This is a genomic window from Pseudomonas gebzensis, from assembly GCF_034427815.1.
Classification (GTDB): domain Bacteria; phylum Pseudomonadota; class Gammaproteobacteria; order Pseudomonadales; family Pseudomonadaceae; genus Aquipseudomonas.
Map to the genome: position 1 here is coordinate 114,499 of NZ_JAXQNS010000014.1, position 12,590 is coordinate 127,088.

The window sequence follows — 12,590 nt, forward strand, 5'->3', positions numbered from 1 at the left end:
CACGGGTTCAGCTGACCGGACCCGCCTAAACAGCCCTTGGTTGGCGTTGAATGAAAGACAGTTGGCTGCGGCCCATGCATGCCAAGTCAACACGTTCCGTGCAGTTTTATGAGAGGAATCGCCCCATGCGTGCGCCTCGCAAAGTTGTTGCCATGCTGCTGATTACCTTGATGACGCCGGTGGTCCACGCCGCCTCCTGGAGCGCCGGGGAGCAGACGCTGCACCTGATCGACCCCGTCGACGATCAACCCATGCAGGCCCTGGCGTTCTACCCCTCCAGCGCGCCGCCCACGCAGATGCACTTGGGTGATTATCGGATCGACGCCGGCGAGCAGCTGCCAATTGCGGCGGGGCGTTTTCCGCTGCTGGTGATGTCCCACGGCAACACCGGCAGCCCGTTGGCCCTGCATGACCTGGCCACCTCACTGGCCCGACAAGGTTTCGTCGTCGTGGCCGTGACCCACCCTGGCGACAACACCCAGGACCACAGTCGCCTTGGCGCGCTGAGCAATCTGTATGGCCGGCCCTTGCAGGTCAGTGCCGCCATCAGTGCAGCGCGCGCCGACTCGCGTCTGGGCTCGGCAGTGAACCGTGGCAAGGTCGGGGTGATCGGTTATTCGGCCGGCGGCGAAACGGCACTGATTCTCGCCGGCGCCGAGCCTGACCCGGCGCGTCTGCGCCAGCACTGTTTGCAATTCCCCAGCGATGCCGATGCCTGCCACGCCCAAGGCGTGTTGCGCGCAGACCATGACGAGCTGGGCCCCGCTGCCGATCAGCGGGTCGGGGCGGTGCTGTTGCTGGCACCCTTGAGCCTGCTGTTCAGCCGTCACGCGCTGTCGGCGGTGCACGTGCCGGCATTGATCTACAGCGGCGACAGCGATCAGCTCCTGATGCTTGCGCGCAACGCCGAGGCGCTGGCGCGCAAACTGCCGCAGACACCGGACTACCGGTTGTTGGCGGGTGCAGGGCATTTCGTGTTCATGGCGCCCTGCGATGCGGAGCAGCTGCAACGTATGCCAGCGCTGTGCAAGGACGCCGAAGGCGTGGACCGGGAGGGCATTCACCAGACCCTACAGAGCGAGGCGGGGGTGTTCTTTGGCCAGGCGCTGGCGTTGCCGCATCTGCAGCGAGTCAGCGATCGGCATTGAGTGCAGCTCCCGCTCTGGCACGCCAGGCCCGACCCGCCTGGGGCGGGCCGGTCGGACAATGGCGGGGGTCAGGCTCGCTCAGCCGCCGGATTGATCTTCCGGCTTGACAGTGTCGTCCGGCCACTCTGGAGGTGGCGGTTGAGGATTGTCAGGGTCCAGCTCGGGGTGCTCCGGCTTGGCGGGCGGGGTGTCCTCCGACGGGTGCGCACGCCCCGGTGCTGGCTCGCCAGGGTTTTGCAGGACTTCGTCGATGTACGGATCGCGATTGGGCGGGATGGTCATGACCAGGTTCCTCTAAAGGTGTGCGGGGGCAACACAACGTTGGGCCTGCGCACAAACCCGAGGGTTCAGTCTTTCGCTTCCAGCAGCACTGCCGGCGTACCCACCGCCAGCTCGCCAAAGCGCTGCGCGGCGTCGATATAGCGCAACGCAGACTTGGCATCCTTCCAGCCCACATAGCTCATGAGCGATTTCAACTCCCAGCCATTGGCCGTGGCCCAGGTGGCAAAGCCGCGGCGCAGCGAGTGCCCGGTGTACAGCGCGGCCGGCACCTCGGCGCGCTCCAGCATGCGCCGCAGCAGGCCGATCAGGCTGTTGCTGTTGAGCGGCGCGTCGCTGAGGTTGCCCCAGCGATCGAGCTTGCGAAACACCGGGCCGCGGGCCAGGCCGGCGACTTCGATCCATTGCAGGTAGGCCGTGACCGGACACAGTGCCTTCAAGGCCGGCGTGCGGTGCTGCACGCCCTGCGCCTCACGGTCACCTTTGCTGCGCGGCAGGTACAGGCTGATGCCCACACCGGCCTGGGCCTGAATGTGTTCCACCTGCAGGCGCGCCAATTCATCGCCCCGAAAACCGCGCCAGAAGCCCAGCAACAGCAAGGCGCTGTCTCGGCGCGCGCGCAGCAGGCTGGGCAGGTCGTGCTCGGCCTGGGCCTGCGCAGCTTCGCGCTCGAAGCACGCCACGGCGCTGCTCAGATGCTGTAGCAGCAAGGGCGCGGCTTGGCGCGGCGGGGCTGGATGCAGGGTGCGGATGCCGCGCAGTACCTGGCGCACCAGCGGCGCCTTGGTCGGGTCGGGGAAACCCTGGCTGACATGCCACTGGCTGAGCGCCGCCAGGCGCTGGCGCAAGGTGCTGACGGCGTGCACGTTGGCGTGGTCAGCCAGGTAACGGGCGATGCTGTCGGCGGTGGCGGGCAGGAAACCGCCCCAGTGCACCTCGAAATGCTCGACCGCCGCTTGGTAGCTGCGCCGGGTGTTGTCGCGGGTCGCGGCGCGGACGTAGCGCTCGATGTCGGTCATGGTGAGGGTTTCAAGCGGGAAATGGCGCCACCATAAACCAGTGCCCGCTCACGGCCAAGGCTCGCATCAATGGGTGCAGGCTGCGTCCTCGACGCCCTTGAAAGGCGCATAGCCCCGCAACTGCTCGGCGCACAGTGGCCGGCTGAAATGGTAACCCTGGGCGATGTCGCAGCCGGCGAGCTTCAGGCACACCAGTTGCTCACGGGTTTCCACACCCTCGGCCACCACTTCCAGGCCCAAGCGCTTGGCCAGGATAATGGTCGAGGACACGATCGGGCTGTCGTCATAGCTGTTGCACAGCGGCGCGATCAGCGTGCGGTCGATTTTCAGCTTGCTCAGCGGCAACGACTGCAAATGCGCAAAGCCTGCGTAACCGCACCCGAAGTCGTCCAGGCTGACGCCCATACCCGCCGCGCGCAGCCGGCGCAGATGTTCCAGGGCCAGGCCTTCACCATCGAGCACGGTGGTTTCGGTGATTTCCAGTTCAAGCCGTGCTGGTGCCAGGCCGTGGTCCTGCAGCTCGCTCAGCAAGCGCTCGCTGAAATCGACCTGGCGCAACTGCAACGCCGACACGTTCACCGCCAGGCGCGCCGTGACCGCTTGCGCCGACCAACACACCAGTTCTTCACAGGCCAGGCGTAGCACCTCCCAGCCCAGCGCGACGATAAAGCCACTGCGCTCGGCCAAGCCGATGAAACGGTCGGGGTAAAGCAGGCCGAACGCCGGGTGCTGCCAGCGCACCAGCGCTTCATAGCCGCTGACTTGCAGCGTGTCGAGGCGGATCAGCGGTTGGTAATGCAGCACGAACTGACGCTCGGCCAGGGCATTGCCGAAGGCTTGCTCAAGGGTAAAGGCGTGGATGTCGGCCAGGTTCAGGGACGGGTCGAAGAAGCGGTATTGCCCGCGCCCAGCCTGCTTGGCCGAATACATGGCGGCATCGGCGCAGCGAATCAGGCCGTCGATGTCCTGGCCGTCACGCGGGCAGATGCTCACGCCGACGCTAGGGCTGGTGTTCACCTCCTGGCCGTCCAGGGCGTAGGTGGCCGACAGCTTGTCTACCAGCGTGCGGACCCAGGCATCGATCTGCTCCTCGCTGCGCTCACCGGCCAGTAGCACGAGGAATTCATCGCCACCAAACCGTGAGGCCTGGTCGGTACTGTCCAGCAGGCGCTGGATGCGCCCGGCCACGGCCTGCAACAACAGGTCACCGACCTTGTGCCCGAGCGAGTCGTTGATTGACTTGAAGCGGTCCATGTCGATGAACAGGATGGCCAGCAATTGCCGTCGGCCGCGCTGCACGGTCAGCACCTGGCTGGCCACCTCGACGAACTGGCGACGGTTGAGCAGGCCGCTGAGGTGGTCGGTGGAGGCGGCGTGGCTGCTCAGCCGGTGAGCGTCTTCCAGACGGCCGATCAGTTGCTGGTTGACCTGCTGCGACTGCTCCAGCGCGTTGAAGGCATCCTCGCGCTTCTGCAGCAAGCGCAGACCCCAGGCCATGCACGCCAGGATCAGCCCGGTCATGCACAGGTTCAGCCACAACTGACGCGCGGACGCCGCCGTGGCGCCGGCCAGAATCTCTTCTTGGCGCTGGCTGACCACCACGCTGAAGCCATGCTCGGCCACACGCCGGTACAGGCTTTGGTACACGCCCTGGGCACTGGACTGAGTGATCAGCCCGGCCTCACGGGCATTGGCCGGCAGGCTCGGAATCAGCGCCTGGCCACTGGCCGCGACGCCCTGACTGCGGATGCGCAGGCGCTCTTGGCCATCGTCTTGCAGCAGGCGCACCAGGCCGCTGTGGCCCAAGTCGATGTGTTGCAACAGCTCCGTCATGTAACCGACATCCAGCTCGACCCAGACAAGGCTGTCGAGGTCGGCGGCCACCGTCCCACTCACCGGCAGCATGAACATCAGGCGCGACGCCGGCCACGCACTGCCCGGGCCGCTGTCGAGCTGGATGAGCAGCGGTGTGACGCCCACGCGCTGGACATGCTGCGCCAGTTGCATCAGCCAGGCCGGGGGCAACTGCGCCAGAGCATCTGCGTGGCTGCCCGACAGCAGCCTGCCTTGGGCGTCGTACAGCGCCATGCGTGCAAACGCCGGGTCCTGGGTCAGTGCGTGGGCAAGGCTGAAGTCAGTGTGGGGCGTGGCGCTGAGGCTGTCATGGCTGACACGGCCCACGACCAGGGCGCGGTCGACCACTTGGCGCAGGCTCTGCGCAACCACGCTGGCGAGGTTCAGGTGCTCGGCGGCCTTGGCCTGCAATGCGCGCTCGCGAGTGGCCGCCTGCTGCGAGAAATGCAGCGCCCAGAGGAACACCAAGGTCATGGCGCAGAGCGTCAGCAGCAGCTGCGGCAGCTGTGGCAGCAGGCCTGCGCAAGAGAAAGTGCGGCGTGTCACGGCGGGGGCGTCTCGACCAAGGGGAGTGAAGGGAAATTACGACAGCGAGATGACAGCCGGATGACTGGTGGCGAAATGCCTTGACCCGACTGCGTGCCTGCCAACGCGTGCATGCGCCTCGGGTTCAGCGAGGCAGCTGTGGGTCTGTGTTTGCTCGGACGAGGCTGGCGAGGCGTTCTTTAGCGGTCTGCGGGCGACGGTGTGGAACTGGGGTTTCGTACTGCCTGCAACGGTCACGACCACAAAAGGCGATGGAAACCCTCATCAGATGCGATAAGCCGTGATTATTTAATGTCAGAATTCGTTTGATTAGGGCTTCCATTAACGGCATTATCAGTATGTAATTACATGGTACATAATACAGTACGAAATCGACGGAGTGCGCATGGCCAGAGGTGGCATAAACAAAGCGGTGGTGCAGCAGGCACGCCAGGCGCTAATGGCCCGCGGCGAAAACCCAAGCATCGATGCCGTACGGGTCGAGCTGGGCAACACGGGCTCGAAAACCACTATCCATCGCTACCTCAAGGAGCTCGAGGCCCGTGAACCGTCAGGGCTGAACGGCGCACCCTCGTTGAGCGATCAGCTCGGGCAAATGGTTCAGCAGCTGGCGGCCCAGCTTGAACACGAGGCGCAGGCGGAGCTGAATCGCGCGCAGGCCGCTTTCAACGAGCAGTCTGAGCAGTGGCAGGCCCAGCTCGATCTGGCTCAACAGGCGTTGGCAGCCGCCCACCAGCAGCACCAGGTCCACGCGGCGGCGCTGCAGGCCGAATCGGAACGTCTCGTTGCAACTGCGGCTTCGCTGCAAGCCGAGCAGTTGCGCAATGCCAGCCTCAACCAGGCGGTGGGCGAGCTTCAGCGTCGCGTCGCCGACAAGGACGAGCACCTGCGCTCGCTCGAAGAAAAGCACCGGCATGCCCGCGATGCCCTGGAGCACTACCGCGCCGCCAGCCGAGAGCAGCGCGAGCAGGATCAGCGCCGCCATGAAGGCCAGGTGCAGCAGTTGCAGGTCGAATTACGCCAGGTGCAGCAAAGCGTGATCGTCAAACAGGACGAACTGACGCGCTTGCACCGCGACAACGAGCGGCTGCTGGCCGAGCAACGCCAGGCGTCGGCGCAATTGCAGGTGCGTGACGAACACCTTGAGCAGCGCGATGCGCAGATCGATGGCTTGCGCTCGATGTTGGCGCAGGTACAGGGCGCCAGTGATGAGTTGCGCCGTCAGGTCAGCGGGCAGGCGCAGGCGCTCGAGCAGCGTCAGGGCATCTGCACCGAACAGGCGCGGCAACTGGAGCGACTGGGCGCTGAATTGAAGCGAGTGAGCGAGGGCTGGCAGGCGAGCAGGGAAGAGGTACGAGCGTTGACAGAAAAGGCGTCAGGCCAAGCGGCCCCTCACCACAGCGAGGGGCCAGCGGCTGATCACTGATCGGCAGGCTTTGCGGCTTCGGCACGTTTCGCGGCATCGACGCCGGAACTGGACAATTTGATCGGGTAGTTGACGCTTACCTGATGCTCATCGACCTCTACGCTGCCGTCGTGGATCAGGCCTTGGTCCTGCAGGGTCTTGAGCATCCCGGCGACGGCTTTTTCGCCGCGGTAATTGTCGAGAATTTCCTTGCCCAGCCCATGGGGGTGGGCGTGCAACAGACGCGTGAGCAGTTCGGATTGCAGTGCTGGGTTGCTCATGTAGTTACCTCTAGAGTGGGTTCATCAGAACAGCGATGGCCGCCATGTGCACTGCGGTTGAGCCTCTATAAATGCAAACGTTTGATTTTTTTCTGCCGGCGCGCTGCCGACTTCGGAAGGAACCGTGCCAATGAACCGCGGTTCCCATGCATCACAGCCGCTGCGCTGGCGCGCTGCCAGCGCTATAGTCAGGGCCGGAAAAGGCTCTAGGAACAGGGATTGCAATGCGTTCAGGCAAACAACAGGACGATGAAGGGCTACTCAGCGCGACGGGCGATGCGCGCGCGGTGCCGCTGTTCCGCCTGGTCGCCAGTTTCATGGTCGTGGTGATGCTGACGTTCGTTACGGTCGAGGGCTGGCGCATCTGGCGCGACTACCGCCATGCCTTGCTCAATGCCCAAGACGCTGTCAGCAACCTGGCGCGCGCCACCGCGCAACACGCCGATGACGCCATCCGCCAGGTCGATGCCATTACTGCAGCGCTGGCCGAGCGGGTCGAGGGCGATGGCCTGGCCCATCTTGACCGCAAGCGCCTGCACCGCTTGCTGCACCAGCAGGCTGAAATCATGCCGCAGCTGCATGGGTTGTTCATCTATGACGCCCAAGGCTACTGGCTGGTGACCGACAAGACGTCGGTGCCGCCCAACGCCAACAACGCCGACCGCGACTATTTCGTCTTCCACCGCACCCATCCCTCGCGCGAAGTACACATCGGCTCGGTGATCAAGAGCCGCTCCACCAACGACTTGATCATTCCCATCTCGCGCCGCCTCGACTATCCCGACGGCAGTTTTGCCGGGGTATTGCTGGGCACGATCAAGGTCGATTGGTTCGTCCGCTATTACGGCGACTTCAAGATCGACCAGCGCGGCGCCCTGGTGCTGGCCAAACGCGATGGCACGATTCTGGTTCGCCGGCCGTTCAGCGAAAAGGTGCTAGGCCGCAGCCTGGCGCAGAGCGACATTTTCCTCAACCACCTGCCCTATGCCGACCAGGGCGTGGCCGAGGCCAAGGCCGTGGTGGACGGTACCCAGCGCATCTATGGCTACAGAGCGCTGTCCACGTATCCGTTGGTGGCCGAGGCCGGGCTGTCACGCGACTCGGTCATCGAGCCGTGGCGCCACGACATGATCAAGAGCGTGCTGGTGCTGCTGTTGCTGCTGATCGGCCTCTCGGCGTTCGCTTGGATCGTGCTGCGTCAGCTGCGCGAGCGCATCGCCATCGAACGCGCGCTGTTGCAGGCGCACCAGACGCTCAGGGCACTGGCGCTCACCGACAGCCTGACAGGCCTGGGCAATCGCCGCCGGCTGGACAAGGTCATGGAATCGGAGCTGGGCCGGGCGCGACGTCAGGATTACCCGGTGGCGGTGGTGATGCTGGACCTCGACTATTTCAAACGCTACAACGACCGCTATGGTCACCCGGCCGGTGACCAGTGCCTGCAACGGGTGGGCGAAGTGCTGCAGGCCGCCATCAAGCGTCCGGGTGACCTGGCGGTGCGTTATGGCGGCGAAGAGTTCACCCTGCTACTGCCCGATACCACGGCGGAAGGGGCCTCGACGTTGGTGCAGGAAATTCTGCACACCCTGCGCCGGCTCGCCATCGAGCACGGCGCCAGCCCACTGGGCATTGTCTCGATCAGTGCAGGGATCGCAGTCGGGCAGCCGGCGCACCTGTCGCTCACCGCCGCGACGCTGATGGCGGCGGCGGATGCAGCGTTATATCAAGCCAAGGCGCAGGGGCGGGATCGGTCTTGCCTGACGCTGGAGGTTGCTGAAGGGGAGGCTTGAGCCTGCGGAGGGTCAGCAGCGAAAGGCAGCGCTTGCCTTGCGCTGGGCGCGTTTTTTTTGCGGGTAGGTCTGTGGCCATTCAGGGGCTGTCACGCGTCGCGGCGTTATTCGAGCCAAGCGTGCAGTGTCTATGGGTTTAGGCCTGGTGCTTGCCGCCACTCAACTCTGCGAAACGGCGCGCTCCCTCGTAAACGCGCCGTTTTTCCAGGCGTGCTCTGAGCAAGTGATCGGGCTGATCAGCCTCTGGCCCGAGCCCATGACCAGGCACCTCAGTCGGCTGGCGGCACCTGGGTCAGCACTTGCCAGCGTACCGACGTAACGCCTTTTTCCAGGCTGACCCGGCTGACCATGCGCTCCAGTTGCAGCGGCGCCTGGGCCCCACCCAGCAGTTGCGCACGCACTTCCAGACGTTCACTGGTCAGCAGGTCTTCGCTGTGCAGCGACTGCAAGCGCAGTTCAGGGTCGCTGAGGCTGTGCAGCATCAGGCTGCGCACCTGGATTTCATCTTCGGCGCGGCAAATCACCCGCACCTCGAACTGCTGCTCGACCTCGCTGGCCTGAACCACGTCCTGACGATCGAGGCGCTGCGCCACTTCACGCAACAGAATGTTGGCGCACAGCACCACCAGGCTGCCCAGCGCGGCTTCCAGCAACAGACCCAGGCTGCACAGCACACCGACGGCCGCCGTGCACCACAGGGTGGCGGCGGTGTTCAGGCCACGGACGTTGAGACCGTCGCGCATGATCACGCCGCCGCCGAGAAAACCGATGCCCGACACGACATAGGCCGCAACGCGTGAGGCGTCAGCCGCCTCCATGCCCGGTACGGCCTGGGTCATCAATACGAACAGACAGGCGCCGGTGCTGACCAGCGCGTTGGTGCGCAGGCCCGTGAGGCGTTGACGCAGTTGACGCTCTGCGCCGATCAGCGCGCCGAGAAACAGCGCGGTGGCCACGCGCAGCAGGAAGACATTCCATTCCATAGCAAACCTCTGAGCGGGCCATTGCCCGCGGTATCGCCGCAGATGGCGCGGCAAGGGGATTGAAGCCAGAGATGCGCAGGGCCCGAAGGGCACGAAAGGGAAACCAGGGCCTGAAGGCCAGGGAGACCAAGGTCGCAGGACGCCGACCCTGGCAGCAGTACTGCCGGACTAGCGCGCCCTGTGGGCCTGCCGCAAACGACTGGGGCTACTGTCCAATGCAGGACTCCTGTGTGGGGATGCAAATGTGCGAGGCGGACCTTACGGGTGCACGTTGAGGGGGTCAACGCCGGGTTTGCGCCCTTGAACAAATACAGAAAGTTCCTACACGACGAGCGCGTTGGCGGCGCCAGCCGCTGCGGTGTTAATCTTTGCGCCCCTCGCTTTTCCGCGGACCGTCACATGCTGTACAACCTCGCCGTTCTGTTCGGCACTCTGCTGGCCATGGAGGGTGTCGGCACCCTGGCCCACCAGTACGTCATGCACGGCTGGGGCTGGTGGCTGCACCGCTCGCACCATGAACCGCACCTGGGCATGCTCGAGCTCAACGATGTCTACCTGCTGGCTTTGGCGCTGATCGCCGCCGGGTTGGTGGCGCTGGGCAAAGCCGGGCATGCGCCGCTGCAGTGGGTAGGCGGCGGAGTGGCGGGGTACGGTGTGCTCTACGTGGTGCTGCACGACGGCCTGTTTCACCGGCATTGGCCGCGAGCGCCGCGGCCGCTGAACCGCTACCTCAAACGCCTGCACCGCGCGCATCGCCTGCACCATGCGCTGAAGGGGCGGACCAGCGTGTCGTTCGGCTTTTTCTATGCGCCGCCACTTGAGGTGCTGAAACGGCAGCTTCGGCAGCGGCGGGCGGTGTCTGGCCAGGCGCGAACCGCATCCGGCCCGCGTGGGGAGGCATAAGGGCAGCAGGCGCATCGCTCGACAGCATGATATTCCGAGCGTACTCGTTCACGCTGCGAGACATTCAGATACAGATGCACACTAGCATCGCCATTTCGACAGCTAGCCTTGGAAGTTTCCGCCTTGTCATTGGAGACATTCCATGTACGGACGCCGCGATATCCTGCGCGCCAGCGCTGCCCTCGGCCTGCTCGCCAGCAGCCCCTGGCTGAGCGCGGCATCCTCCAGCAGTGCGCTGCTCAGCCGCACCATCCCCGCCAGTGGGGAAACGCTGCCGGTCATCGGCGCTGGCACCTCGGGCAGTTTCGAGGTCGAGCCCGGCTCAGCGGCGTATCAGCAACTGCAGCGCGCGCTTGCCACCTTCTTCGCCGGTGGCGGTCGGGTGATCGACACCTCTCCCAACTACGGCGGCGCCGACGCCGTACTCGGCCAACTGCTGGAAGAGGGCGGCTGGCGCACGCAGTGCTTTTTGGCGACCAAGATCGCCGCCGACAGCCGTGAGGCCGCCGAGCGGCAGTGGGCCGGCACGCTGGAGAGCCTGCGTACCGACAAGGTCGAGCTGCTACAGATTCACAACCTGCGCGACTGGCAACGCCAGCTGGCCTACGCCCGCGAACTCAAGGCCCAAGGCAAGACGCGCTATGTCGGCATCACCCATTACCTCAACAGCGGCCATGCCGAGGTGGCCGAGATCGTCCGCCGGCAGCCTCTGGACTTCGTGCAGATCAATTACGCCGTCAACGCCCCGCAGGCGGCCGAGACACTGCTGCCGCTGTGCCAGGAAAAAGGCGTGGCGGTGCTGATCAACCGCGCTTTCGATGACGGTCGCCTGTTCGCCAAGGTCAAGGCTTGGCCATTGCCCGCGTGGGCCGTGCAGATGGGCATCGATAGCTGGGCGCAGCTGTTTTTGAAGTTCGCCATCAGCCATCCGGCGGTGACCGCGGTGATTCCCGCCACGGGTCGACCGGATCGCCAGCTCGACCAACTCAAGGCCGGCCAGGGGCCGTTGCTCGATGAGGCCCAGCGCCGCATGCTGGTCCAGCAGTTTGCCTGAGCCCATGCCAGAACTACGGCAACGCCTGCACCGCTGGCTGAACATCACGCCCGGCGAAGGCCCGGCGGTGATCGCCGGCCTGACCCTGTTCTACCTGCTGTTCTGCGGCTACTTCATGTTGCGCCCAGTGCGCGAAACCATGGGCGTGGCCGGAGGCGTCGACAACTTGCAATGGCTGTTCACTGGCACTTTCCTCGCCACCTTGGTTTGCCTGCCATTGTTCGGCTGGCTGGCCTCGAAGGTACGCCGCCAACGCATCTTGCCTTGGACCTATGGCGTGTTCGCCAGCCACCTGCTGCTGTTCGCCTGGTTGCTGGCCCGCGACCCGGATGGCCTGTGGCAAGCCCGGGCTTTTTACATCTGGCTGTCGGTGTTCAACCTGCTGGCGATTTCCCTGGCCTGGAGCGTGCTGGCGGACCTGTTTTCCAGCGAACAAGGCAAGCGCCTGTTCGGCCTGCTCGCCGCCGGCGCCAGCCTGGGCGGGCTTAGTGGCCCCATCCTCGGCACGTTGCTGGTGGCGCCGCTTGGCCATGCCGGGCTGGTGGTGCTGGCGGCGCTGTTTTTGCTCGGCAGCATGGCGGCGGCGCGTTACCTGCAAAGCTGGCGCGCGCATCAGCCATTGCCCGCGGACAGCGCACCGCCTCCCAGCAAGCCGTTGGGCGGCAACCCCTGGGCCGGTGCCACCGCCGTGCTGCGTTCGCGCTACCTGCTGGGCATCGCGCTGTTCGTGGTGTTACTGGCCAGCGTCAGTACGTTTCTGTATTTCGAGCAGGCGCGCATCGTCAGCGAGACGTTCGGCGATCGCACCCGGCAAACCCAGGTGTTCGGCATGATCGACATCGCCGTGCAGAGCCTGGCCATCCTCACCCAAGTGTTCTTCACCGGTCGGCTGGCCAAGCGCCTGGGTGTCGGGGTGCTGTTGATGGGGGTGCCGCTGCTGATGGCGGTCGGCTTCGTGGCGCTTGCATTGGTCCCGACGTTCACGCTGTTCGTGCTGGTGATGGTAGTGCGCCGCGCCGGCGAATACGCGCTGGTGCGGCCTGGGCGGGAAATGCTCTTCACCGTGCTGCCCGCCGAAGACAAATACAAGGCCAAGAACTTCATCGACACCGTGGTTTATCGCGGTGGCGATGCCCTGAGCGGCTGGCTGAAACGGGCATTGGACCTGCTGGGCGACCACCCGCAAGCCGCCATGCTGATTGGCGCGCTGCTGGCAGTGGGCTGGGGTGTGAGTGGGCGCTGGCTGGGGCGGCGTCAGGCGGCACTGGAAGAGGCCAGGCCCAGCATCGGTCTCGACCCCTGAGCGGGCACGGACCGGTGTGCTGCAC

The 12,590-nt window shown here is 65.1% G+C and carries 11 protein-coding genes; 6 read left to right on the forward strand and 5 right to left on the reverse strand.

What is annotated here, in order from left to right; translation table 11 throughout:
• Window positions 1–125 precede the first annotated feature (125 nt).
• The gene (locus tag SJI00_RS21925) at window positions 126–1,148 is read left to right on the forward strand and encodes an alpha/beta hydrolase family protein (protein ID WP_416221075.1); all 1,023 of its coding nucleotides are present in this window, start codon (window positions 126–128) and stop codon (window positions 1,146–1,148) included.
• Window positions 1,149–1,226: 78 nt separating this feature from the next.
• On the opposite strand, the gene SJI00_RS21930 is transcribed toward SJI00_RS21925, so the two are convergent.
• The 3 genes from SJI00_RS21930 to SJI00_RS21940 all read right to left on the reverse strand — a co-directional run bounded on the left by SJI00_RS21930 (window position 1,227) and on the right by SJI00_RS21940 (window position 4,846).
• Window positions 1,227–1,430: a hypothetical protein gene (locus tag SJI00_RS21930; RefSeq protein WP_322463781.1), complete on the reverse strand. Its 204-nt coding sequence runs from the start codon at window positions 1,428–1,430 to the stop codon at window positions 1,227–1,229.
• A gap of 65 nt (window positions 1,431–1,495) precedes the next feature.
• Window positions 1,496–2,446 carry a site-specific integrase gene (locus SJI00_RS21935; RefSeq protein WP_322463782.1) on the reverse strand — a complete coding sequence of 317 codons (951 nt, stop codon included), beginning with the start codon at window positions 2,444–2,446 and terminating at the stop codon, window positions 1,496–1,498.
• A 66-nt stretch (window positions 2,447–2,512) separates the two neighbouring features.
• Window positions 2,513–4,846, reverse strand: coding sequence for a putative bifunctional diguanylate cyclase/phosphodiesterase (locus SJI00_RS21940; RefSeq protein WP_416221076.1), 2,334 nt, complete (start codon window positions 4,844–4,846; stop codon window positions 2,513–2,515).
• Between the two features lie 385 nt (window positions 4,847–5,231).
• On the opposite strand from SJI00_RS21940, the gene SJI00_RS21945 reads away from it, so the two are divergent.
• Window positions 5,232–6,272: a DNA-binding protein gene (locus SJI00_RS21945; RefSeq protein WP_322463783.1), complete on the forward strand. Its 1,041-nt coding sequence runs from the start codon at window positions 5,232–5,234 to the stop codon at window positions 6,270–6,272.
• Here the strand turns inward: SJI00_RS21945 and SJI00_RS21950 are convergent.
• Entirely contained in the window at window positions 6,266–6,532 is a 267-nt protein-coding gene (locus SJI00_RS21950) for a hypothetical protein (RefSeq protein ID WP_322463784.1), read from the reverse strand. The two genes, SJI00_RS21945 and SJI00_RS21950, sit on opposite strands and share 7 nt — an antisense overlap.
• A 224-nt stretch (window positions 6,533–6,756) precedes the next feature.
• Here SJI00_RS21950 and SJI00_RS21955 point away from each other — a divergent pair, with 224 nt between their 5' ends.
• Complete coding sequence (locus SJI00_RS21955; RefSeq protein WP_322463785.1) at window positions 6,757–8,322, forward strand: sensor domain-containing diguanylate cyclase; 1,566 nt, start codon at window positions 6,757–6,759, stop codon at window positions 8,320–8,322.
• Between the two features lie 269 nt (window positions 8,323–8,591).
• Here SJI00_RS21955 and SJI00_RS21960 read toward each other — a convergent pair whose 3' ends face one another.
• On the reverse strand, window positions 8,592–9,305 hold the full coding sequence (locus tag SJI00_RS21960) for an MgtC/SapB family protein (protein WP_322463786.1): 714 nt from the start codon (window positions 9,303–9,305) through the stop codon (window positions 8,592–8,594).
• Window positions 9,306–9,704: 399 nt separating this feature from the next.
• Here SJI00_RS21960 and SJI00_RS21965 point away from each other — a divergent pair, with 399 nt between their 5' ends.
• The 3 genes from SJI00_RS21965 (at window position 9,705) to SJI00_RS21975 (ending at window position 12,565) form a co-directional block, all read left to right on the forward strand.
• Window positions 9,705–10,208 carry a sterol desaturase family protein gene (locus SJI00_RS21965; RefSeq protein ID WP_322463787.1) on the forward strand — a complete coding sequence of 168 codons (504 nt, stop codon included), beginning with the start codon at window positions 9,705–9,707 and terminating at the stop codon, window positions 10,206–10,208.
• A gap of 142 nt (window positions 10,209–10,350) precedes the next feature.
• Complete coding sequence (locus tag SJI00_RS21970; protein WP_322463788.1) at window positions 10,351–11,262, forward strand: aldo/keto reductase; 912 nt, start codon at window positions 10,351–10,353, stop codon at window positions 11,260–11,262.
• A gap of 4 nt (window positions 11,263–11,266) precedes the next feature.
• Window positions 11,267–12,565, forward strand: coding sequence for an NTP/NDP exchange transporter (locus SJI00_RS21975; protein ID WP_322463789.1), 1,299 nt, complete (start codon window positions 11,267–11,269; stop codon window positions 12,563–12,565).
• Window positions 12,566–12,590: the final 25 nt, after the last annotated feature.